Origin of the sequence: Luteibacter sp. UNCMF331Sha3.1, assembly GCF_900109915.1 — a bacterium.
In the GTDB taxonomy this organism is placed as follows: Bacteria; Pseudomonadota; Gammaproteobacteria; order Xanthomonadales; family Rhodanobacteraceae; genus Luteibacter.
On sequence record NZ_FOBU01000001.1, the window covers coordinates 461,711 to 485,781 of the forward strand.

Genomic DNA, 24,071 nt, shown 5'->3' on the forward strand with positions numbered 1-24,071 from the left:
GCCGCCTCAAACCGCGAGCCCGTAACGTTCCATGCGCCGGTACAGCGCCTGTCGCGAGAGACCCAGCGTGGTGGCGGCGCGACTGACGACGCCGCCCGCCGAGGCGAGCGCCGCTTCGACGGACTCCCGGCTGGGCTCGTCGAGATTGCGGTTCGCGACCGCGACGGGCGGTGGCAGGTTGAGGTGCGCGGGCTCGATGCGTCCGTCGCCCGCGAGCAGCGCCGCGCGGGCGATCGCGTTCTTCAGCTCGCGCACGTTGCCCGGCCACGCATGCGCGAGAAGCGCCTCGCGCGCCTCTTCGCTGAGCGTCGCCCGACCGTCGAGAAACGATTCCGCGAGGGGCAGGATGTCGTCGGTGCGCTCGGACAGCGGCGGCAGGTTCACGTCGATGACGTTGAGGCGGTAGTAGAGGTCCTCGCGGAAGGTGCCCGCCGCGATCATCGCTTTCAGATCGGCGTTGGTGGCGCTGAGCACGCGCACCTTCGCGTGACGCGTGCGGCCGGAGCCGAGCCGTTCGAACTGGCCGGTCTCCAGCACGCGGAGCAGTTTCATCTGGCCCGGCAGCGGAAGGTTACCGATCTCGTCGAGGAACAGCGTACCGCCGTCGGCCATTTCGAAACGGCCTTCGCGCGCCTTGTTCGCGCCGGTGTACGCGCCCGCGTCGGCACCGAAGAGCTCGGCCTCGATCAGTTCGCCCGGCAGCGCGCCGCAGTTCACTGCGACGAACGGCCCGCGCCGTACGGCCGAATTGGCGTGGACGATGGCGGCGATGCGCTCCTTGCCGGCGCCGTTCGGACCGGTGATCAGCACCGGCACGTCCGAGCGGGCGACCTGGCAGGCGAGTTCCACCGTGCGGCTCATCCCTTCCGATGCGAACACGAGGCCGTCGAGATCGTAGCGGCTCTCCAGCGCCTCGCGACGACGACGCCGTTCGACGCGGGCTCGCGTGACTTCGCGCGTCGATTCCGCCAGTTCGAGCAGGTTCTCGACCGTGGCGAGCAGCTTGGTGTCGTCCCACGGTTTGGCGAGATAATCCGCCGCACCGGCCTTGACCAGTTCCACCGCGGCTTCGAGGTGCGTCCACGCCGTCAGCAGGATGACCGGCAGGTCGGTGTACCGGGCGCGGATCTGCCTGAACAGGGCGGCGCCCTCCTCGCCCGACGTGGTGTCGGCGGTGAAGTTCATGTCCTGGATGACCACGTCGATGCGCTCGTTCGCGAGCATCGCCAGTCCGTCATCGGGGGTCAGCGCGACGAGCGCCCGGATGTCGCGCAGGCTCAGCGCGAGCGAGAGCGCCTCGCCTACCGCGGGGTTGTCGTCGATGATCAATACGCTGCGCATCTTGTCCCTTCGCATGGCCGCTTGGATGCTTCACCCGGCGAAAGGGTTGCAACCCCGCCGGCACATTTCTTCATTCTATCCACGGGTGGCGACCACGGGGGGCACGGAGGCCGCGCGAAGCGCCGGGGCCAGCACCGCGACCTGGCCCAGGATCCAGAGCGCCACCGCGCCCACCGGCAGGTAGAGCAGCGGCAGGCGCGGCAGTTCGTACTGGCGCATCAGGATCAGGTTGACGCCGTAGGCCAGCACCATGCCGAGCACGATGCCCATGCTGGCCAGGAGGAAATTCTCGGTCTGGAAGTAGCGGAGAATGTCCGCCCGACGGGCGCCCAGCGCGCGACGGATGCCGATCTGGCGCCGGCGCTGTCCCACCCAGAAGCTCGCGAGCCCCACGATGCCCAGCGCGGTCACGACCAGCAGCGCCATCGACACGACGCCAAGGGTGAGCGCCATGGCGCGGTCGGTCGCGAAATAGCGGGCGCGGATCTCCGGATACAGGCGCGCCTCCACCACCACGCGCCGCGGATCGACCGCCTTGAGCGCGGCGACGGCGTCGGCGAGCACGCGTGCCGCCCGCTCCGGCCGCGCACGAATGAAGTACCCGCCACCATAGGCGGGAATCATGCGCCAGGGCAGCACGACGGTGTCGTTCAGATCGTCTCGCGCCGACACGGAGGCGGCCGCGAGCCGGTCGATGATGCCGACGATCCGCATCGTATCGGTGCCTATCACGACCTGCCGTCCGAGTGCGCTCCCTTCCGGGAAGAGACGCTTCGCCAGGGCACTCGTCACCATCGCGACGTTCGCACCGGCGGCGCGTCGGGTCACATGGTCGTCGACCCAGACGTATTCGTCGGGCGTGAACCGCCTGCCCGCGACGAGCCGGAGACCGAGCACGTCCGAAAGGCCTTCGCCGTAGAACAGACCGACGTCGATACTCGGCGATTTCTGCGCCTTGTCGAGCCGGAGGCCCGACGTCCACGAACTGCTGCCGAACGGCAGCGAATTGCCGACCGTGACCGCGTCGACACCCGCCACGCGGCGCAGTGCCGCGAGATCGGTGACGGTGCGCGCGTGCACGTCGCCGCGCGCTCCGATATCGGACACCGTGATGCGCATGAGCTGCTCTTCGGGGATGCCGCTCGGCATCAGCATGCGACTCAGGCGATCGCCGATGAGGAACGTCGCGTTGCAGACGATCGCGCAGGTCAGCGCGATCTGCAGCACGAGCAACGTCGCCGTGAGCCGATGGCGGCGCAGCGTCGAAAGAATGGGGAGCACGTCGATCGACATCACTGGCTCTTCAGCTGCAGCGCGGGAGGGATACGGCAGGCGCGCCACGCCGGTACGACGCCCGCGAGCGCGGTCGCGGCGATCGACACCGCGAAGGTGGTCGCGAGCATCGTCGCGTCGAGGTGCGCGAGATGCGCCGCCGCCGACGGCTGCTGGCGGACGAGCGCCAGCCCGGCCAGCGCGACCAGCAGTCCGCCGACGCCGCCGGCCACGCCGATCGCGACGGCCTCGGTGAGCAGCTGCAGGAAGATGCTCCGGCGCGACGCCCCCATGGCACGCCGCACCCCCACCTCCCCCGCCCTGCGCATGAATTTCGCGAGCATCAGGCCCACGGTGTTGACCAGGCAGACGACGAAGAACCCGAGTGCGAGCCATACCTGCAGCCTGACGTCGCCCGGCACCACGCGCCGTTCGTCGAGGTACTGCATGACATCCGGCAGCTCCGAACGTGCCGGACGCAGGAACCGGCCCCGGGCGACCTGCTCGTGTACGTATCCGTCGAGGAACGTCCGGTACGCGGCGACGGCGCCGGCGTCGTCGAGCTGCACCCAGAACTGGAGCCACACGCACGACGCCGTTTCCATCCCGTCTTCGTCGGCCGAACCGCTGCCCCAGCACTCGACGCCGCCATTGCGTTTGAGACGGAGATCCCGGGCGGTACGCAGCGGCACGTACACCTGCTCGGTCGTCGCATAGTCGCCCGTGCTGAGATCGTAGAAATGGGGCACGACGCGCCACGGCGCCAGCACACCGACGATGCGAAGGTCGACGCCGTCGATGTGCAACGTGCGCCCCACGCTGTCGCCGCCATGGAACAGCCGGTCGTTGAGCGCGTCGCTGATGACGGCGACGCGCGCGCGGCCTTCGTCGTCGCCGTTACTCCACGCGTTTCCGTAGCGGAAGGGAACCCCGAACATCGGGAAGAAATCCGCCGTGGTGAAGCGCGCCGGGACGAAAAAAGGATCGAGCGATGCGTCGTCGGATTGCACCGCGGTGGCGCCGCCGACCATCAGCGCCTGGCGATGCGCACGACCCGCGCGGAGCAGGTTCATCCCGTCGGCCCACGTGACCTGCGTCGGCAGGGCCGCCGACGCGTCGTAACCGTCCAGGTCGCGCGGGTCGAGCCGCGGCATGAAGACCGACCCGCTGCGGCCGGGCAACGGGTCGCCGGACAACACGTGCAGCACGGTCAGCGTGGTCATGCTTGCCCCGATACCCAGGGCGACGGCGAGAACCATCAGCGCCGTGAGCGCCCTGCTTCGCCGGAGGCTGCGCAGGGCGAGTTCCACGTAATACCCGAACATCGACGATCCTTTAGACGCTACGCGTCGCCTCGACGGGCGATACCTTCGATGCCTTGAGTGCCGGGGCGAATACCGCGGCCTGACCGAGGCCGAGAAGCACCACCACGCCCACGATCACGTAGGTGAACGACAGCCGCCGCATCTCGAAGTGGGTGAACATCCACTGGCTCAGACCCACCGCCAGGATCACGCCCACCACGACGCCCGCCAGGGCGATGAGGAAGTTTTCCGTCATGAAATAACCGAGGATGTCGCTGCGTCTTGCACCCAATGCGCGCCGCACGCCGATCTGCTTGCGGCGCTGACCGACCCAGAAGCTCGACAGACCCACGATGCCGGCGGCCGTGATGGCGAGCAGCACGCCGCACACGATGCTCATGAGGATCGCCATGCCGCGGTCCTTCTCGTACGCGCGGGCCCGCACCATCTCGAACGTGCGGACGCCGAAGTTTTCCGGCAGCACGCGCATGCGGTTCACGCCGTAGAGCGTATCGGCCACGGACTTGTACACGGCATCCTGTTGTCCGGCCTTGGCGCGTACCAGAAAGATCTGGTAGCTGCTGTTGAACGTGAGCGGCATGATCGTGACGTTGTCCGGATACTCCCAGTCCGTCCACGGCACCGTCAGCTTCGCCACGATGCCGATGATCGTCGAGGGGCGGCCCTTCGAGTAATAGATCGTCTTGCCGAGCGCGTCGCCGTCGGGAAACAGCTTGTCGGCGAGTATCTTGGTGACGATGACCTGGGGCGGGGCCGGCCTGTCGTCGCGGTTGATCGAAACGATCTCGTTAGACGTGAAGTTGCGGCCGGCGATCAGCTTCACGCCGAGCGTCTTCAGCGTGTGCTCGTCACCGAAATAGAGCGCCGACGACACGCCTTCCTTCTGTCCGTCGGGCTTGAGCTGAATCCCGGTGGACCAGCCGCCCTGCCGGAGCGGAAAGGCGTTGGTCACATAGGCGTCTTCCACGCCCGGCATCGACCGCAGCGCCTGCACGTCGGTCTTGACCAGAGGGATGTACGACTCGGGCGTGCCAACGTAGCGGTTCTGGATCGCCACCACGTTGGATTCGTCCATGCCGGTGACGCGGCTCACGTGCTCGACGCGCTCGTGCACGATGAACAGCGCGTTGCAGACGATGGCCAGCGTGAGCGCGATCTGCAGGGCGATGAGGATCGTGCCCGCCTTGTGGCGGCGCAGCGCCGAGAGAATGGGTTTGATCTGCATGACGATTCCTCAGTTCGACTTCAGCTGCCAGGCCGGCTGGACCTGGGCGGCGCGCCACGTGGGATAGAAGGCGGCGATGACCGCCGCGGCGATCGAGACCACCAGCGTCAGGACGACCAGCATCGGATCCAGCGTGGCGAGGCGTGCGATCTGTTCGGGAAAAACCAGTCCGACACCGAGCACGCCGAGGCCCGTCAGCAGCAGCCCGAGCAGGCCACCCGCGACGCCGATCGTGCCGGCTTCGATGAGGAACTGCGCGTAGATTTCGCGGCGCGATGCGCCGAGCGCACGACGCACGCCGATCTCGGGGGCCCGGCGCATGAACTTCGCCAGCAGCAGTCCAACGGTGTTGACCAGGCAGATCGCGAGGAAGCCGAGCGAAACGATCAGCGACACCTGGGACTCGGGCGGCACCACCTTCTGCACCGATAGCCAGTCCATGACATCGCGAACGCGAACATTGGGAGCCCAGCTGAAACGTCCGGCCCGCTGTTGCTCGGCGGCATAGCCCGTCAGGTACTGGCGGTACGCATCGGCGTCGGAACGCGTGGGCAGCTCCGCCCACAGCGACAGCCAGATGCATTCCGATCGAAGGTAGGCATCCCAGCCCTCGGCCGGTTCCTTGTTGCAGTTGTTGTTGCCGTCGTTGGGCAGCTTCAGGTCCACCGCGCGATTGAACGGCACGTAGATCGAAGCGCCTTCGTCGAAGCCGGACGTGTTCGGCACGTCGAAGAACAAGGGCTGGGGGGCCCAGTCTTCGATGACGCCGGTCACACGGAACAGATGACCGTCGACGTTGATCTGCTTGCCGACGCTCTGCCCGCCATTGAACAGCTTCTCGTTGAGCGACTTCGTGATCACCGCGACGCTCGCATGCTTCTCGTCGTCGTCGAGCGTCCATCCGGATCCCTGGATGAACGGCACGTCGAACATCGGGAAGAAATCGGCACCGGTGGCGTAGGCGCCCTTGCGCACCGGCAGGCGCGACGGGTCTTCCGGGATGATCGAGATGCCCACCGGATAGGTCACCGTCTGTCGCTTGGCCTTGTGCGCCCGCAGGAGCGTGGTGGCGTCGGTGTACGAAAGCGCCGGCGGCGGTTCGTCGTCCTTCCTGCCTTCCGGACCCCAGTTGTCGAGCTGCACGTTGTAGAGCACGTCGGACCTCTGCGGAATCGGATCGCGCGAGGTCGCGCGAAAGACCGAATACGTCGTCATCGACGCCGCGACGCCGAAGCCGATGGCCATCACCATCAGCGCGGTGAGCATCGGATTCCGGCGCAGGCTGCGCAGGCCGAGCTGGAGGTAGTAAGCGAACATGAAGGCCCCCGGGACGTAGGCGCGGTGATCAGGAGTGGGCGACGTGCGCGTGGGCGTGGAAGCGCGGTTCTTCCGCGAGATCCACCACCTGGCCGTCGATCACGTGCACGTTGCGCTGGGCGCGTGCCGCGAGCTCCGGGTCGTGCGTGACCATGACGATCGTGGCGCCCTCGCGATGGATCTCCTCGAGCAGCTCCATGACGCCGCGCGCCATTTGTGTATCGAGGTTGCCGGTCGGCTCGTCGGCCAGGAGCAGCCGCGGCGAGCCCGCCAGCGCGCGCGCGATGGCCACGCGCTGCTGCTGGCCGCCCGAGAGCTCGGCCGGATAGTGCTTCGCGCGCGAGGCCAGGCCGACGCGCTCCAGCGCATCCATGATCCGCTGCTTGCGTTCCGCCGCCTTCATCCCGCGGTAGCGCAACGGCACTTCGACGTTGTCGAACACGTTGAGGTCGGGGATCAGGTTGAACGCCTGGAAGATGAAGCCGATCTTCTCGTTGCGGATGCGCGAACGGGCGTTGTCGTCGAGCTGGCTCACTTCGACGCCGTCGAGGTGGTACTGGCCACCGGTGAAGGTCTCCAGCAGGCCGGCGATGGTCAGGAACGTGGTCTTGCCCGAACCGGACGGCCCGGTGACGGCGACGAACTCGCCTTCCTTCACGTCGATGTTGAAGTCGCGCAGCGCGTAGGTCTCGACGACTTCCGTGCGGTAGACCTTGGCGAGATGGGTCATCTTGAGCATGGGTTGTCCCTCGGTAAAAGTGAAGACGTGTGGGTCAGCGGCTGATGGCGACGTGTTTCGCGTCGCCGAAGGTGTCGGCACCCGAGATGACGATCTTGTCGCCTTCCTTGAGCCCGTCCAGGATTTCGACCTTGTCGATGCTGCTCGCACCGACGCGGATGTCGCGGCGGTCCGCCATGCCATCGTTCACGACGAAGGCGTAGCGGCCGGCACTTTCGTCGACGAACGAGCCGCGCTGCACGGTGAGCACGTTGTCGCGTTTGTCGAGCAGGATGCGCACGGAAAGGCGCTGGCTCTGGCGCAGCTGTTTCGGCGTCTCGCCATCGAAACGGAGGCGCGCCGACACTTCGCCGCTGACGACTTCGGGCGACACGGCGCTGACCTTTCCGTTCCACTGCTTGCCGTTGCCGCTGATCTCGCCCGGCATGCCGATGGCGAGGTCGCGCGCGAAGCTCTCGGGCACCTTCATCTCCACTTCCAGCGCGGACAGGTCGATGACGCTGAGGAGCTGCGCATCCTTTGCCACCGTCGCACGTTCGGCGATGAACAGCTGGCCCACCTGGCCGTCCACCGGCGACTTCACGTCGAGGTCGCCCACCTGGCGCTCGAGGTCCTTCACCAGAAGCACCTGACGGTCGTGCGCGAGCTTCTTCGCCTGCACGTCGAAGGTGAGGCTATCGTTGTCCATCGCGAGGTCCGTCGTCGCGTGCTTCGTCGTGATCTGCGCCTTGTCGAGCGTGGACTTCGCCTTGTCGACATCGGCCTCGGGCACCGCGCCCTTGCTGAAGGCACCCTGGTAGCGCTTGAGGTCGCGCTCGGCCGTGGTCTCGTCGACACGGGCGTTGTCGAACGCCTTCTGCAACTCGGAGCGCTTCTTCTTCGCCTCGATCTGCGCGCGGAGGTATTCCACTTCCATCGCATCGGCGGCGGACTTTTCCTGCGCGAGCTTGCTGGTCAGCTCCGGGCTGGTGATCACCGCGAGCACCTGGTCCTTCTTCACCACGTCGCCCGCATGCACCTTCAATACGACGGCACCGGCCGATGCGGCGTACATGGTCGGGCTCACCGCTGCGACAACCTTGCCCTCGGCCGCGATGTCGCGCACGAACGGGCCGCGGGTCACGGTGCCGAAGTTGAGGCGGGAGGCGCTGACGGACGTGTCCGCCGAGAACATCGTGGCGACGCGAGGCGCCGCCAGCGCGATCAGCGCCACGGCGGCGACGCCGCCACCGATCAGCAGCAGCTTGCGCCGACGTTGGGGGCGAACTTCGACGAGACGGTCCTGTGCGGAGGTATCGCGGATCATGGTGGCTTCCCTGAGTGCTTGCCGGTCTATCGAGCAAGCGCCGTGCCAACCACGGAAGTAGCGTTATTTCAGAGAGTTACCGCCATCCCGATTCGCCAGGGCGGTGTCCGCGGACAATGTGTCCGGACAGTTTCAGACGCGGACACCCCAGGCTGGAACGGGGCACCTGGGAGTACAGGGAAGGTACCGGGCGCTCTGTAGCGGTTGTGGGAAACCAGCAACCCCTGTGGGAGCGCGCTCGCGCGCGAAGGGTGCTCGCGGCAAGCACTCCTTCGCGCGCGAGCGCGCTCCCACAGTGACCCGACGCCGCCGGGCGATCTGGACTAGACCGCAATTCCGACCGACTCGGAGACCGCGATATCCCGCGCCACCCCCCGCCCCAGTGACGAAATCGACGCATCGCAGGTCCCGAGCACCGTGAAGCCGACCATGCGGCGACGGGTGAACGAGAGAACGCGTGCGCGCGAGGCGCGCAGCCAGTCGCGATCGGGAGCGCGTCGCGCAGGCGCATCGGCCGGCAGCGCGCCGGCGAAGAGGCCGTCCCATGCGAGGTAGTCGGTGTCCGGCAGCAGATAGATGCGGGCGACGGTGTCGCCATCGCCACTCACGCAATCGATCCATTCGCGGGGACCTTCGGCCGTGATGGCGCAGGTCAGCCCGACGTGTCGCGTAGCGAGCAACGGAGCGAGCTCGGCGGATTCCACGAGGCAACCATGGGGACGCGATGTGTCGGACGCTTTCGCTGGCGCCTCGGGTGCGAGGTAGAGCACGCCGCCGAGTTGTCCGAGCCCTTCGAACAGGGTGCGCGGCGCGAGTTCCAGCCAGCGCGTGCTGGCCGTGGAGCGGGCGCGCGTCTGCACGCCGAAAGATGCGAGCCAACCGAACATGGGGCGTCTCCCGAAGACGAAAGCGATGGGGGGTGCCTGGCTGGGCGGTCCGGGGAGAACCCGCGTGGCTTGGCGTCGGGGAGCTGGGCGTTACTTGGTCAGGATCAGCTTGTCGTTGCGCGTGAGGCGCAGGTGGTACTCGCTGCCCTGGTGTTCGATGACGAGTTCGCGGGAGCCGTCGAGCAGGTTCTTGCTCTCGATGCGACGGGTGGCGACCGGGGCCGCACGGAGGGCGACGACCTTGTCGCGGCCGCCGTTGTCGGTCAGGGGAAGCGTGCGTAGCAGCATGACTTTGACTCCGCTGGTTGGGGTTCGTCGTTGATGATAATGATTCTCACTTAGCAGTCAAGGGCAATGGCGATCCGAATCATAATGACACCCAGTAATTGCTAATATTGTCATCCCATAGGTGATTTATCTCAAGCCAGATGAGCGCGGTCGCGCGACGGCCGGCATTCCAACTTCTTTGCAGATCAATGCCTTCAGAGTTCATCCGCTTCATCCGATTGCCAACGGCGCCCTGCCTGCACCAGCATCCGCCGCTCATCACAAGGAGCGTCACCTCATGCAGGCCTGGAAGGCGATCGCATCGCTCGTCGTCACATTGTTCGCTCTCGCCGGCGCCGCTTACGGCGCCGGCTACGCGGTCCACCTGCTGCTCGCGGTCGAGGGACCGGTACAGTGGAATACCGCCTGGCGCTACGCCCAGGTCCTCGACCTGCCGGCGTACCGACCCTACGCATTGCGTATCAAGCTCGGCATCGTCCTCGGGTGTGCCCCGCCCCTTCTCGTCTGGTGCGCGACGATGTGGCGAATCGTCGTCTCGATGTTTCGCGCGGACACGGACAAGGCCTCCACGCACGGTGACGCACGCTTCGCGACTCTCGCCGACCTGAAGAAAGCAGGGCTGTTGACGCGCACGAAGCAGGGCATCCTGATCGGCAAGTTCAAGGGCCGGGAGCTGTGGCTGGGCGGTGCCCAGCACGTCATCACCATCAGCCCCACACGCTCGGGCAAGACCGCGAGCGTCGCCAAGCCGGTCGCTCTGTCGTACGAAGAATCGATGGTGGTGCTCGACATCAAGGGCGAGCTGTTCGCGGATACGAGCGGCTGGCGCGAGGCGCAAGGGCAGCTGATCCGCGTGTGGGCGCCCTACGACGAAGGGGGCAATACCCATCGCTTCAACCCGATGACGGTGCTCGCCGACATGAACGCCGGAAAGCGCATCGGCGAAATCCAGACCATCGCTGCCATCCTTTATCCCGATGCGCCGGGACAGGATCCCTTCTGGACGTCGCAGGCGCGTGCCGCGTTCACGGCATTCACGTCTTACATGTTCGAGGCGTGGGACCACGAAGTCGCGGCGACGCATGGCGCGCGCCCCGACATCAACGCATCCGACGCCTTCCCCTCCTTCGAACGCATTCTGCGCTTTTCCAGCGGCGATGGCGAAAGCACCACCAAGGCGATGCTGCAGACGATCCTCGCCAAGCCTTCGCTGCGTTTCATGAGCCCGCAGACCCGCACGGTGTTCACCAACCTCGCTGGCCTTGCCGACCAGACCTTCTCGTCGGTCATCGCATCGATGCAGGCGCCGCTCCAGCAGTTCCTCAGCCCGGTACTCGCCGCGGCCACCAACGCCACGGACATCGACGTGCAGAGCCTGCGCCGGCGTCTCACGACGCTCTACGTGATCATTCCCACCAACAAGCTCGACGAAAGCGCGAAGCTGCTCAACATCTTCTTCAGCACCGTCATCGGCAACAACCTCGACAAGCAGCTGGGCGCGGAACCCGATCTGAAGCATCAGGTGCTGATGATGATGGACGAGTTCACCGCGATGGGCCGCGTCGATGTCTGGGCCAAGCGCATATCGATCTCGGCCAGCTACGGCGTGCGCGACCTCTGCATCATCCAGAGCCGCGCCCAGCTCAACGGCACCTACGGCGACAACGACGCGCAGAACTTCATCACCAACCATGGCGCGCAGATCGTCTTCGCCCCGCGCGAACAGTCCGACGCCAACGAATACAGCGAAATGCTGGGCTACCGAACGGTGCGCAAGAAGCAACGCAGCACCAGCCGCGGCGGCGGTGGCAACCAGGTATCCACCAGCTACGCGGAAGAACGCCGCGCATTGCTCCTGCCGCAGGAAATCAAGGAGCTGCCGGCGGACGACGAGCTCATCTTCTACGAGGGCTGCAAACCGATCCGCGCGAAGAAGAACTGGTTCTTCAAGGACAAGGTGTATCGGGAGCGGGCGAGCATGCCGCCGGCGCGGATCGTGCGGCCGAAAGCAGCTGAAATCGCACCGAGTCCCATGGCACGGGCGAAGGCAAACAATCACGTGGCGGCTGCCGCCCTTGCCGAGTGAGCGGAAGAAGGAATCACATGAAGGTTCGCACATGGGCGCTAGTCCCACTGCTTTGCCTCGTAGTCTCGGAGGGTGTCGCCGAAACACGGCGGCTCGATGCACCACCACTCAACCCGCATCCCACGCAAGCCATACATATCACCGTGTCCTTCGTTCATCAGGAGGACGCGAGGCGCTACAGCATCAACATGACCGCGAACTATAAAAATCGGCAGAGCGAGTGTGGCTATGTTAGTCAAGACTGGAGCTCCGATCCCGTCTACCTCGAAACCAACTTTACTGTCCCCAATAAGAGCCTCGACCCGCGGACAGCGAAGTTCGACATCTACTGGGACCGATACAACGAGAGAACCTGCAATTGGGCGCTCTTCAAGCCAGACGTCGAAATTCGCGACCGATATTCGCTGAACACCGCCGTGGTGGACTGGGGATACGACGACGATCTGATTCCCGGCAGCGAGTTCAGAACAACATGTCCGTTCCCGGACGAACTCTTTACACCGGTGCCTTGCTTTGACAGGGGGAAACGGATCCCGGATGTGGATTTCTTTAATCGGATCCCAGCAAACAAGCACATAGAGTTGACGATTCAGGTGTCGAAGGATTCCACACCACCCGGAAAAGTGCGGCCCGATTATTTCAGCGACCTCCCGCTGCCAGTGTTGCCGACGACCGGCCCCAAGCGACTCTCGCAGCACGGTACGGAATAAGAACTGGATCCAACAGACACTTGGCTATGCCCTTTCTCAATCACAGGTACATGTCGATGGAAACAGGTCGATCGATCGCCCCCTTCCGATGGACTGCATTTCCGCTTTTGTTCCTTCCGTCGATTGCTTTCAGCGCTGAAACGAAGGACTTCAGCCCACCGTCACTCAATCCCCACCCTAAAGAAACGCTACACGTCACAGTTTCTTTTGATCGGCCGGAAGATGGCAAGCGTTACGCAATCGTCATGAAGGCGCTCTATCAGAATCAGCAAAGTGAATGCGGCTACGTCGAACCTGGCTGGAATCGGCGCTTTATCTATCCCAAGGCCACCTACGATATTCCGAACATGAGCCGAAACTCACGAGTGGCAGTGTTCGACATCTACCTTGACCGATACAAGAGGGATACGTGCAACTGGGAACTTGCCAAGCCACAGGTGCGAGTTCGCGATGCAGATAGCGGAACTGATGTCGTCGTTTTCTGGGGTATGCGTGAGAGCCTTTCTGCGGGCACGGAATACCGCGCCATCTGTCCATTCCGAAGAAGCGACCATGCGTTGCGCTGCTTCAGTAATGAAGAGAAAGTGCCGGATACGACGTTCTATAGCGACATCCCCGATAGCAGACGCATACCCATCACCATCCGCGTCTCAGCTGACTCCGCACCGCTGCACTCGCCTTTACCTAGCCACTTCAGCAAATCTGTTGAGCCAATGCCGTCCGACGCCGCGCCCATCGCGCGGCCAGCAGGCAGCAATAACCAGTAACAACAACTATCCAAGGAATCGGACATGCCTCTCCCGCGAGAACAATATGCCTTTCTTTCCCAGAGTATCTACGATCCCCTGACCGTAGAGAGTGAACTTACGAGCGACACACGTAGCTTCGTCGTTAGATATGTCTCGCCGCCGTCGACGACCAACTATCGCGGTGCTGTAGTGCAGGACTCCGCGACAAACCAGCTAGTTGTGGTCAACAAGGGCACCGATCCTGCCGATATCCATGATCTCGTCGCCGATCTCGGCATGGGCATGATGGGTGCACCCACACAATGGCCCGAAGCGGCGAACACGATGCGCGAAGCACTTCGTATCGCGAAGGCAGACCATCTTCCATCCAGCTATATCAGCATCACCGGTCACTCCCTCGGCGGCGCTCTTGCGCAGCTGCAAGCGAGCCTGCCCGAAGCGGCCGGCATCCATGCGGAAACCTTCAACGCCTATGGCGCTCGCGCCATGGCGGAATCACTGAGCCGCATTCAGCCCCTCGACGTTGAGTCGGCGACACACCGCGTAGTAAACCACCGCATGCACCACGACCCAGTCTCTCGCCCGTCGAGGCACATTGGCGAAAAGGTGCATTACATGGATTATCACGACTACCAGAACCATACGCCGGGGAGCGTAGCGCCCCTCGGCGAGGCCCGAGCCCTCGCCGCGGCACACGGTATTGGCAACTTTTGGGATAAGGGTCTCAATCGGCCCGGTGCGGTGTTCGCGCAGAACTATTTCCCCGAATTCGAGAAGGAGCGCAAGCAGCGTCCCAGTCGACCTCTGGAGCATCTGCCACCTGGCGTACCGCTCGACCTGTCGGCACCGTGGAATCTATTGGGCGAACACCAGCGAGGACCGTTGTCACCCGCTGCGGCGACGGCACTTGGCGCCACTGCGCCCGACCGCAACGGCGTGGAACTACTCGGCCGCGATACGCAGGCGCTCTACGGCGCCCTGCAGGACCGCGTCCCCGACGCCGGCCCGAAGCGACTCATGCAGTTCACCGCGACATGCCATGAGAACGGGATCACCGCCTGCAATCTCGACCGGGTGCATCTCAACGAGGAGCGCATGACGATCGAGTTTCACGGCAAGAGCTGGCTGGCGACGCCCGCCGTCATCGATCTGGCCCGACAGGCACCCGAACCTGGGCAGTCGATGCAGCAGATACGGCAGGTCGACCAGCAGCAGATGGAAATCTCTCGGCAGATCGCGCAGTCGGCGCAGCTCGCCCAGCAGGGGCCGGTACGATGAAGTGGCCTTTCTTCACGCATGACGACAGCAGCCAGCGTATTGCCCGGTACGAGACGCGGGCCGTGGATCTCATCGGCCTGCGCCGTCACCTACCCGCCATGCGAACGACAGCGGACGAACTGGCACACAGTACCACTCACTTCCAGATCGAGGAGTGCAAGGCGTTCGTGCTGTATTCGATGCAGGGGCTGGCGGCCCTGGGCGATCTGCACTTGGCCGCCATGGCCGATCTCGAACAGGGACGCCATTTCGGCGCCATGGTCCTGGCGAAGGAAAGCATCCGGCTGGCGGTGGACACGATCTACGTGCTCTGCGATCCGGAGGCGGACCGGCTGGAGTCGCTGGTGCGCCGACACCTCGACGCGCAGCGCGAGCGGGTTTCCCGCTGGCACCATGCTTTTCCGGACGATGCCCAGCCCGGGCCGTGGCTCGCGCGACTGGACGCTCGCTGTCGCCTGTCGCCCTTCTATGACCGAGCGGCCGAATGGCCGACGCTTACCTCGCGAGCGGCATCCGTCGGCCTCGATTCATGGGTTCACCCCATCCTCTCGAAGACGAGCGACGCGGGCGAGATGGCGACGGAGCAGTTCATCGACGCGCTGGATTCCGGGCGCATCCCCGAGCCCGAGCGATCGTCGGCCGACACCTATCGCAGGGCGCGAGGCCTGTCCGACACCCTCTATACCGAAGCGGTGGCGTTGAACCTGTTTGCTCACGTGCTCCACCAGTTCGCCGTGTGCGTGAACGACACCGTTGCGATCACCGTCGCAGAATCCGCGAAGGAACGCATGCTCAGCCTCATCGGCGAGCATGATCGGCTCGGCGAGGCGCACCTCAACGACACCAACGTGTACGTGGCAGTTCGCTCCACGCCGTCCTGACGATCGTCGCCGTCAGGCTTCGGCGAGCATGTCCACCAGCGTGCTCTCGAGTTCCTCGAGATCCGGGATCACCGCCGTATCGTCGCGCACCAGCACGCGGGCACGCACACCGAACGGCAGTTCGTGCCCGTCGTGCGTGGGCAGCAGAAGCTCGGCGTTGAGCGTGGTCAGCTTCGGGAAGCCATGCGTGAGCACCGCGACATAGGGCATGTCGGGGTGCTGCCCCACCGCCTTGAGCACGGCCACGCGCGAGGCCTGCGCCGGCGCGTCGTCCGGCAGGCTGGCGACGTGGTCGAAGCTCACCAGCGGAATGCGCCAGCCGCGCCACGCGATGCGACCGAGCAGCCACGACGGCGCATCGGCGACCGGTTCGACGCCGGCGAGCGTGATGACTTCCGCCACCGCCGCATTGGGCAGCAGCAGGCGCACGCCGCCGCTGGGAATCAGGACGCAGCGGATTTCGCGCGGTAACGGCTCGCTCATGGGAATTCCTCGATCAGTTTCTGCGCCAGGGTGCGCGGGTCCCCGGCGAATCCGGCGACGCGCTCCTCGCGGATCCCGGTCACCATCTGCCCTGCTTCGAGCTCGGGCGCGACGGTTTCGACCCAGACCCGGCCGCCGGCGTCGTAGATCGCCTGCGAGCCCGCCACGGCGTCGTTACCGCGGCCGGCGAAGACGATCGCCAGCGCATCGCTGCCGAACCCACCGGCCAGCGTGCTGAAGATGCCGTCGATCGACGGGCCGGCCGAACTGGACGCGCTGCCGTCGTCGCGCACGGTCACGCTGCCGTCGCGGCGGACCTGCACGTGCGAACCGCGCGGCACGATCAGGCAATCGCCGTGATCGACGTGGCTGCGATCGTTCGCGACCCTGCCGCGGCCGAGGCGCGCGGCGAACGCCGCGGTGTCACCGTCGTGATGGGCGGCCACGAGCAACACGCCCGGCACGCGGGCCGGCAAGGCGGCGAGGAAAGCCGCGATGGATGCCTCGCTTTCCATCGTGCCGCCAAGGGCGATCACACGACGCACCGCACGCGGCGCGTCGCCGAGGAACATTTCGTGCGCGAAGTCGCCATCCGTACGTGGCGCGACGGCTTCTTCGATCGACACGAGCTCCAGCGACAGGCCGGCTTCCAGACCATGCGTGCCGTCGTCGACGACATCGTGGGCGAGGTATTCGACGGCGCTCAGCGTCTCGATACCGAACGCGGCAGGCTCCGCGCGCGACACGGGCTGGACGATCACGGCGTCGTGGTCGAGCAGGTCCCATTCCGGCACCGGCGGCGGTACGTACTCGGTCGCCCGGTGCTCGATCTCGAGCGACGGCGTGTCGTCGGCGGGCACCGCCGGAGCGTCGTCCATCGAAGCCAGGCTGAACTGGCTGACGTCGAACTCGCGTTCGACGGCCACGGGCGCGACGACGTCGTCCTCGATGACCTCGAATCCCGAAAGATCGAGCGAGGCCAGTTCGGTGAGCTCCACGGGCGTGGACGGCACGCCGTCGATGCCGTCGTCGTCGAGCGGGCCGGAACCCGTGTCGGCGAGGAGCGCTTCGAGCTCGGCGGCGAGTTCGACGGGATCCGCCTCGCCAGCCTCGTCGTCTTCCAGCTGCAACGCGGTGGAGAAATTCAGGTCGTCGATGCGATCGGCGTCGATACCCGACACTTCGTCGAACGCCGTGTCCGGCGTTTCCTCGACGGGCATCGGCGTCTCGGGATACCCATGGCTACCGGTGATCGCCAGATCGTCGACGATCGGTTCGGCGAAGGCTTCTTCGGCGGGCGCCGCCACGCCGGCGATGGCCGCGACGCGCGGCTCGATCGCACGTGCGTCGTCCGGACGCGGAGGATCGAGCGCGATCTCGCCGACGAGCTTGGCGGCCAGATGGCGCGCCCAGCGGGCGCGATCCCAGCCCTCCAGCTTGCGGCTGGCATCGGCGTCGTTGAAGACGAGCCGCGGATGCCCGCCTTCCACCGTGTCGTAGAGACGATCGAGGTCCTCGTCGCCGGGATTGTCCAGATCCACGACCACGACGTCGGCCGACGAGCCGACCAGCTCGGCCGGCGCGAACGTGCGCAGGTCCGCCTCGTAGACGATCCGCGCGCCCTGCGCGACGAGCGCCTCGCGCAGGTGCGCCGAAAGCGCCTCGTCGTCGAATAGCAGCGCGACCGTCGCCTGCCGGTCACCCATGGTGGACTCCGAGCACGTCGTTGATCTGCACGATGAGGTCGTTCTCCTGGTACGGCTTGCCGATGTAACGGTCGACGCCGATGTCGAACGCGCGCTGGCGATGCTTGTCGCCGGTACGCGACGTGATCATGATGATCGGCACGCCGGCCAGGCGCTCGTCGGCCTTCATCAGCGTGGCGAGCTCGTAGCCGTCCATGCGCGGCATCTCGATGTCGAGCAGCATCAGGTCGGGCACGCGTTCGTTGAGCTTCTCGATCGCATCCACGCCATCCTTCGCCGTCATCACCTCGAACTCGTGGCGTTCCAGCACGCGGCCGGTGACCTTGCGCATGGTGATGGAATCGTCCACCACCATCACGAGCGGCTTGACGCGAACTTCGTCCTGCGCGCGCGGCGCATGCGGAACCAGCGCCTCGGCTTCGAACGCGCGGCGGGCCACGCCGTGGCGCACCAGCGGCGCGAGGTCGAGAATCATCAGCACCGAACCGTCGCCCATGATCGTCGCGCCGAGGATGCCCGGCACCGAGCTGACCTGCGGGCCGACCGGCTTGACCACGATTTCGCGCGAGCCGAGCACGGCGTCCACGCGGATCGCGGCGCGCAGGTCGCCCGAACGGGCGAGCAGCAGCGGCACGTCGCCTTCGTCCGGCGACGACACCACGTGCACGCCGAGGAGCTGCGGCAGATCGTGGATGTCGTAGTCCTCGCCGGCGTATTCGAAGCTGGGTGCCTCGTCGGCCATGCGATGGGCGAGCTCGTTCGGCTCGACGCGGGCCACGCCGTGCACCGACGTCATCGGGATGGCGAAGTTCGTCTCGCCGATGCGCACGATCAGCGCCTGCGTCACCGCGAGCGTGAATGGCAGGCGCATCACGAACGTGGTGCCCGCACCCTGCTGCGATTCGATGCCCAGCGTGCCACCGAGCTGTTTGATCTCGTTGGCGACGACGTCCATGCCCACGCCGCGGCCGGCCACCTGGGTAACCTTCTCGGCGGTCGAGAAGCCAGGCACCTGCGTCAGCTGGTAGATCTGGTCGTCGGACACGCGCGCATCGGGACGCAGCAGGCCGCGCTCGATCGCCTTGGCGCGGATCGCGTCGCGATCCATGCCCGCACCGTCGTCGGACAGACGCACCACGACCTCGGTCGCTTCGCGGGCCACCTGGATCCGCACGGTGCCTTCGGGATTCTTGCCCGCGGCCTCGCGCGTCGACGGCGACTCGATGCCGTGCGCCACGGCGTTGCGCAACATGTGCTCGAACGGCGCCTTGATGCGGTCGAGCATGTTGCGGTCCATTTCGCCGTTGGCACCCTCGACCACGAGCTGGGCACGCTTGCCCACGTCCGAGGCCGCCTGGCGCAACGTACGACGGAGGTTCGGCACCATCGCGTCGAACGGCAGCATGCGCGTCTGCATGAGACCTTCCTGCAGTTCCGCGTTGACCTTCTGCTGCTGGAGCAGGAGGTTCTCGGACTGACGGGTCAGCTCGTCCAGGATGGTCTGCAGCGAGACCAGATCGGAGACGGACTCGGCGAGCGCACGCGAGTACTGCTGCAACTGCGAGAAGCGGTCGAGCTCCAGCGGATCGAAGCTCGTGGCACCCGTGTCGCGATGCTCCTGGTGGTAGCGCGCGATGATCTGCGCTTCGGTTTCGATTTCCAGCATGCGCAGCTGGCTGCGCAGGCGGCTCACCGTCTGCTCGTGCTCGGTGAGCGCGGAGCGGAAGCTCGCCGTCTGCTGTTCCAGGCGCGAACGGTAGATCGACACCTCGCCCGCGTGGTTCACGAGCGTGTCGAGCATGTCCGCGCGGACGCGGATCTGTTCCTGCGACGCGCGCTGGAGTTCTTCTTCCTCGAACTCCGGCAACAGATCCGGCAGCTCGCGATCGAGTACCGGCGGCTCCGGCTCGGCGTGCGCTTCGATGGCCGGCGCGGGCACGACGATGGCGGCTTCGCGCTCTTCGCGATACGCCTCGGCGGTGAGGGTGTCCGGTGCGATCGGCACGCCCGTGAGGCGCGCGAATGGCTCGATGTCCGCTTCGACGAGGCCGATGGCCCGGCCCTGCGCGATGCTCTGGATCATGCCGTGCAGGCGATCGAAACCGACCTCCATGGCTTCGATGGCCGCACGGTCGCTCTCGCGCTGGCCACCGGCCACGGCGTCGAGCAACGCTTCCATCGCGTGCGAGAGGTCGCCAACCGCGGCCATGCCCGCCATGCGCGCACTGCCCTTGAGCGTGTGCAGATCGCGCTGGAGGGCGGCGACGTGCTCGGACTGCTCCGGCTCGATGCGCCAGGACGCCAGTGCGGCGTCCGCGTGATCGAGGATCTCGCGACCTTCCTCGATGAAGACCTCGAGAAGGTCCGCGTCGATATCGGCGTAAGGCGACAGCTCGGGTACGAGCGCGGCGACGGGCTCGTCGATCGGCGTGTGCACCGGTTCGGCGACGGGTTCGTGCGACTGGTCCTCGATGACGACGGGCTCGTCGTCGAACGCGGCGTCGGTCGCGATCGCCGCGTCGGCGCCGACTTCGGCGCCGACTTCGGCTTCGGCTTCGGCTTCGGCTTCGGCTTCGGCTTCGGCTTCGGCTTCGGCTTCGGCTTCGGCTTCGGCTTCGGCTTCGGCTTCGGCTTCGGCTTCGGCTTCGGCTTCGGCTTCGGCTTCGGCTTCGGCTTCGGCTTCGGCTTCGGCTTCGGCTTCGGCTTCGGCGGCGTCGTCGTCGTCGGACATCGATTCCGTTCCGACGAGCTCGTCCGCGAGGAAGCCTTCCTCTTCGGAGACGGTCTCGTCGATCGGCGCTTCGTCGACACGCGGTTCGACCAGGCCGTCCTCGACATACAGGACATCACCGTCGTGGGACATCGGCTGCGGCAAGGCAGACTGTTCCACCGCCGTCGCCTCGCCTTCGATCTCGCCGACGAGAGCGCGCCAGGCGGCCTCCTCGCTCGGATCGTAGTTGAGGATCGGCTTGACCTCGCCTTCCGGCTTGTCGATCTCGAAACGCTCGAACGATGCGAGGAGTTCCGCCGTGAGATCGTCGGTGGAGGCGATCGGTTCCACGGCGGACAGGTCGATGACCGGTAGTTCGTGGGTCGCGTCGTCCAGTTCGTCGTCGGACGGCTCGGCATCCTCTGCGGCCTCCTCCATCGTCGACTCCGCCGTCGACGCCACGACCGGTTCGTCGGCCGTTTCCACGACGGGCTCGTCGATGGTTTCCGGGAGCCACGCCTCGGCCATGTCGGCCGGCACGTCGTCTTCCGGCTCGATGGCTTCCGGCTCGATGGCTTCCGGCTCGTTCGCTTCCGGCGCGATGGCTTCCGGTGCCGCGGCTTCTTCCGCGAAGACGTCCGGCGTCGCGTCGAGCGACGGTTCGTCCTCCGGCAGCACGGGATCGGGCTCGTAAAGAATATGGGCGACCGTCGCTTCCGGCTGCGCATCGCGCAGCGCGGCGATGCGTGCCGCGAGCGCGGCGACATCGGGAACGCGCGGATCCGGCGTGTCGAAGAGCGCCATCACGTGGTCGACGAGGTCCGCGGCATCCGTCAGCACGGCGACGCCATCGGGGCCGAGCGGCAGGCCGGTCGCGCGCACGCGCTTGATCAGGCCCTCGAGCGGCGCCAGCACCTGGATGAGCACCGGAATGTCGACCATGCCGATGGCGCCGTGCAGCGTGTGCACGGCACGGAGCAGGCCATCGTCGACGGGCAGCTCTTCTTCGTCGGCACGCGCGAGATGCGCGCGGATGACATTGAGGTACTGCGCGACTTCCGTGCGCAGGATGTCGAGCAGCACGGCGTCGACCGGCGGCAGCGACGGGGCGGTGAACACCGGCTCGGCAGCCGCGGCGTCGACCGCCGCGACGTCCGCGCCATCGACGTCGTCGCTCGCGTCGACCGACGCGTCCGCTGCGACGTCGGCGGCGGATTCGGCCACCGGCTGACCATAGGCGGCGAAACCCGCCGTCGGCACGGCCGCGATCGTATCGCGCGGCACGCGACGCTTGACCTTGCTGCGCACGCGATGGATCGAATGACGGGCGACGTCTTCGACGAACGCGGTGTCGCCCATGGCGAGGCGATCGGCCGTCTCCATGATCGCGGCGATCGGTGCCGCCGGGGTGGCGTCGCCTTCGAGCGCCGCCTTCAGCTGCGGCAGCGCGTCCACGGCGTGGCGCACGAGCGCCTGCACGCCGTCGTGCGGCGCGATGGTGCCGTCGAGCACGCGGTTGAGCATGTTCTCGACCTTCCAGGCGAACTCGCCCAGCAGGCGTGCTCCAACCAGGCGGCCGGAGCCCTTGAGGGTGTGGAACGAGCGACGGATCGGCACGAGCGCGTCGCTCCGCTCCGGCTCGGCGAGCCAGTGGCCCAGCGCGGTGCGCAGGTTGCCGATCTCTTCCTCGGTCTCCTCGAGGAAGATCTCGCGGATCTCGTCGTCGATGCCGTCCACGGTGATCTGGAAGCCCGCGAACTCGGCCATGCCGGCGCCGCCGACTTCCTGCTCGACTTCTTCTTCGATCTCGATCCAGTCGTCGTCGGCATCCGGTCCGGAAACGTCGGCGACGGCAAGCGGCTCCTCGGCGGCGGAAGCCTCCACGGGCGGCTCGTCCACGAGGTCGAACGTCTCGGCGAAGCTCGACACCGTCTCGCCCGCGTCCGCGCTGGTCGACGGCACCGCGATGTGCGCGATGGCCTCGGCTTCGATCTCGTCGAGCGCGATCTGGCCGAGTGCTTCGCCGTCCTCGTCGTGAGCGACCTCCTCGTCCACCGGCACGGGCCAGTAGCCGAGCTCGGCCAGGCTCTGCTGCGTCACGTCGAGGATGTGCTCCAGACCGCCGCGATGTTCGCGCGCCGCCTCGAGGTAGTACTCGAGCGCGGCGAGCGCGTCGGCGAGGCGGTCCATCTGCGTGCCGTTGGGCACGCGGCGGTCGCCGAGCAGTTCGCGATGGATGAACAGGCCGATGCCATCGGCCAGTTCGGCCGGACGACCGGCACCCAGCATGCGCATCGCGCCGCCGATCTCGGCCATCAATTCGGGCGTGCCCGCCAGCTGTTCGTGGTCCCACGACGATTCGACGAAGCCGACGATCGCATCCTTCACCCTGGAGGTGTTGGCGGTCGCCTCGCGCATCAGCGTCGAGAGAATGTGGCGTGCTTCGCTCCGGGGCAGCGGCGACGGACCGAGGTCCGCCGGTTGCATGTGTTCGCCTTCGGCGCCCAGGCGTTCGATATGGTCGTCAAGGGACGCTTCGACGTAGAGCAGCGCGCCGGCGACGTCCAGCAGCGACTCTTCGTCGGGATCGCGCGTGCCCGTGGCGATCTCGCCGAGGATCCGGCGCTGTTCGCCGACCACGCGGCGCGGCACGCCGAGCGCGAGCATGCCCAGCGTGTCGCCGACGCGATCCAGCACGTCGGTCTGCGCGCCGAGCTGGGCGGGATCGCCGTCCGGCCGGCGCAGGAACAGGTCGAGGGCTTCCTTCACCCGCAACAGGTCGTCCTTGATCGCGGCGGACACGGTATCGAGCAACGCGCGGTTGTGGCCCGACATCGATCCACGTGCATGCTCGACTTCGGCCGCCTGCGGCAGCAGGCCGTCGAGGCGATAGGTTTCCCGCAGTTCCTCGATGCGCTCGCTGCCCGGCTTGGCCTGCGCGGCGTAGTACAGGAGCTTGCGTGCGAGTTCGTCGGAGTCGCCGCTGAGCAGTGCGTCTTCGCCGCCGTCCACGAGTTCGCGAATGGAGCGATCGACACGGCCGATCAGCTGGCGCACGTCCTTCTCGTGCGCGCGCAGCACGCCGCGCTCGAGGCCTTCGAGCACGCCTGCGGCGATCCACCACAGGCGACGGCCCGCAATGGTGTAACAACGCGCGGCCAGGCTATCGAGCGTGGCACGCATGCCGAGGAGCTGGCGCTCGTTGCCCTGCCCGCGGAACCATGCCAGCAACTGCTGCTGGAAGCGCACGCGCAGCTCGGCCACCTCCGCGCGATTGGCTTCGGCCATCGCGGGATCGCTGGCACCCGGTGCCGCCTGCGGCAGCAGCGTGTCGAGATTCGGGGTGAACAGCGCGGACTCGTGCAGCGACTGTTCGCCACGGCTCGCACGCAGGTCGTTGAGCAGCGGCAGCAGCACGATCGGCACGTCGCGGTGGCCACTCTGCAGGCGCTCGAGGTAATCCGGCATCTGCATCATGCCGCGCATCAGCGCGGCATACGCGTCGTCGCGATGGGCCACGCGGTCGTCGATCAGCGCGGCGACCAGCTGCTCCATCTCGCCGACGACCATCGCGGCGCCGTAGAGCTCCACCATGCGCAACGTGCCGTGGACCTGGTGCAGGTCCGCGGCGCAGGTGTGCATGACGTAGGCGTCGCGCGAGTCCTCGACGTACGACTCGAGGGCCTGGCGTGCCTTGGACAAGGCGTCGTCGAGCTCGGCCTTGACCCAGTGCAGCGTGGTGAAATCGTTATGGTCTTGAAGTCTCAC

Annotated in this window: 17 protein-coding genes; 5 read left to right on the forward strand and 12 right to left on the reverse strand. The window is 66.4% G+C overall.

What is annotated here, in order from left to right:
• Positions 1–6: 6 nt before the first annotated feature.
• The 9 genes from BMX32_RS01970 to BMX32_RS02010 all read right to left on the reverse strand — a co-directional run bounded on the left by BMX32_RS01970 (position 7) and on the right by BMX32_RS02010 (position 9,700).
• Positions 7–1,341, reverse strand: a complete 1,335-nt coding sequence (locus tag BMX32_RS01970; protein WP_089974128.1) for a sigma-54-dependent transcriptional regulator — start codon at positions 1,339–1,341, stop codon at positions 7–9.
• A gap of 75 nt (positions 1,342–1,416) precedes the next feature.
• Positions 1,417–2,628, reverse strand: coding sequence for an ABC transporter permease (locus tag BMX32_RS01975; RefSeq protein WP_089976818.1), 1,212 nt, complete (start codon positions 2,626–2,628; stop codon positions 1,417–1,419).
• A 5-nt stretch (positions 2,629–2,633) separates the two neighbouring features.
• Positions 2,634–3,938: an ABC transporter permease gene (locus BMX32_RS01980; protein WP_089974129.1), complete on the reverse strand. Its 1,305-nt coding sequence runs from the start codon at positions 3,936–3,938 to the stop codon at positions 2,634–2,636.
• A 10-nt stretch (positions 3,939–3,948) separates the two neighbouring features.
• Positions 3,949–5,163 (reverse strand): ABC transporter permease, encoded by a 1,215-nt coding sequence (locus BMX32_RS01985; protein WP_170843539.1) that lies wholly within the window; start codon positions 5,161–5,163, stop codon positions 3,949–3,951.
• A gap of 9 nt (positions 5,164–5,172) precedes the next feature.
• Complete coding sequence (locus BMX32_RS01990) at positions 5,173–6,480, reverse strand: ABC transporter permease (RefSeq protein WP_089974130.1); 1,308 nt, start codon at positions 6,478–6,480, stop codon at positions 5,173–5,175.
• Positions 6,481–6,508: 28 nt separating this feature from the next.
• Positions 6,509–7,219 carry an ABC transporter ATP-binding protein gene (locus BMX32_RS01995; protein WP_029213593.1) on the reverse strand — a complete coding sequence of 237 codons (711 nt, stop codon included), beginning with the start codon at positions 7,217–7,219 and terminating at the stop codon, positions 6,509–6,511.
• Positions 7,220–7,253: 34 nt separating this feature from the next.
• Entirely contained in the window at positions 7,254–8,525 is a 1,272-nt protein-coding gene (locus BMX32_RS02000) for an efflux RND transporter periplasmic adaptor subunit (protein WP_029213592.1), read from the reverse strand.
• Positions 8,526–8,848: 323 nt separating this feature from the next.
• Positions 8,849–9,412, reverse strand: a complete 564-nt coding sequence (locus tag BMX32_RS02005; RefSeq protein WP_049808665.1) for a hypothetical protein — start codon at positions 9,410–9,412, stop codon at positions 8,849–8,851.
• 90 nt (positions 9,413–9,502) lie between these two features.
• Positions 9,503–9,700: a hemin uptake protein HemP gene (locus tag BMX32_RS02010; protein ID WP_049808664.1), complete on the reverse strand. Its 198-nt coding sequence runs from the start codon at positions 9,698–9,700 to the stop codon at positions 9,503–9,505.
• 277 nt (positions 9,701–9,977) lie between these two features.
• Here BMX32_RS02010 and BMX32_RS02015 point away from each other — a divergent pair, with 277 nt between their 5' ends.
• Genes BMX32_RS02015 through BMX32_RS02030 form a run of 5 tightly spaced genes read left to right on the forward strand, consistent with a single transcriptional unit; the run spans position 9,978 to position 15,404 of the window.
• Positions 9,978–11,786, forward strand: a complete 1,809-nt coding sequence (locus BMX32_RS02015) for a type IV secretory system conjugative DNA transfer family protein (protein ID WP_089974131.1) — start codon at positions 9,978–9,980, stop codon at positions 11,784–11,786.
• 17 nt (positions 11,787–11,803) lie between these two features.
• Positions 11,804–12,496 (forward strand): hypothetical protein, encoded by a 693-nt coding sequence (locus BMX32_RS02020; protein WP_089974132.1) that lies wholly within the window; start codon positions 11,804–11,806, stop codon positions 12,494–12,496.
• A gap of 56 nt (positions 12,497–12,552) precedes the next feature.
• A complete protein-coding gene (locus tag BMX32_RS18380; protein WP_139206653.1) occupies positions 12,553–13,263 on the forward strand; it encodes a hypothetical protein in 711 nt (236 codons plus the stop codon).
• Between the two features lie 24 nt (positions 13,264–13,287).
• Positions 13,288–14,523, forward strand: a complete 1,236-nt coding sequence (locus BMX32_RS02025; protein WP_089974133.1) for a Tle-like phospholipase domain-containing protein — start codon at positions 13,288–13,290, stop codon at positions 14,521–14,523.
• Complete coding sequence (locus BMX32_RS02030; RefSeq protein ID WP_089974134.1) at positions 14,520–15,404, forward strand: hypothetical protein; 885 nt, start codon at positions 14,520–14,522, stop codon at positions 15,402–15,404. The genes BMX32_RS02025 and BMX32_RS02030 overlap by 4 nt, the downstream gene beginning before the upstream one ends.
• A 12-nt stretch (positions 15,405–15,416) precedes the next feature.
• Here the strand turns inward: BMX32_RS02030 and BMX32_RS02035 are convergent, their stop codons facing one another.
• From BMX32_RS02035 to BMX32_RS02045, 3 genes are read right to left on the reverse strand one after another with little or no spacing between them, the layout of a single operon-like run.
• A complete protein-coding gene (locus BMX32_RS02035; RefSeq protein WP_089974135.1) occupies positions 15,417–15,887 on the reverse strand; it encodes a chemotaxis protein CheW in 471 nt (156 codons plus the stop codon).
• On the reverse strand, positions 15,884–17,593 hold the full coding sequence (locus BMX32_RS02040) for a chemotaxis protein CheB (RefSeq protein WP_089974136.1): 1,710 nt from the start codon (positions 17,591–17,593) through the stop codon (positions 15,884–15,886). The genes BMX32_RS02035 and BMX32_RS02040 overlap by 4 nt, the downstream gene beginning before the upstream one ends.
• Complete coding sequence (locus BMX32_RS02045) at positions 17,586–24,071, reverse strand: Hpt domain-containing protein (protein ID WP_089974137.1); 6,486 nt, start codon at positions 24,069–24,071, stop codon at positions 17,586–17,588. Before BMX32_RS02045 ends, BMX32_RS02040 begins: the two co-directional genes overlap by 8 nt.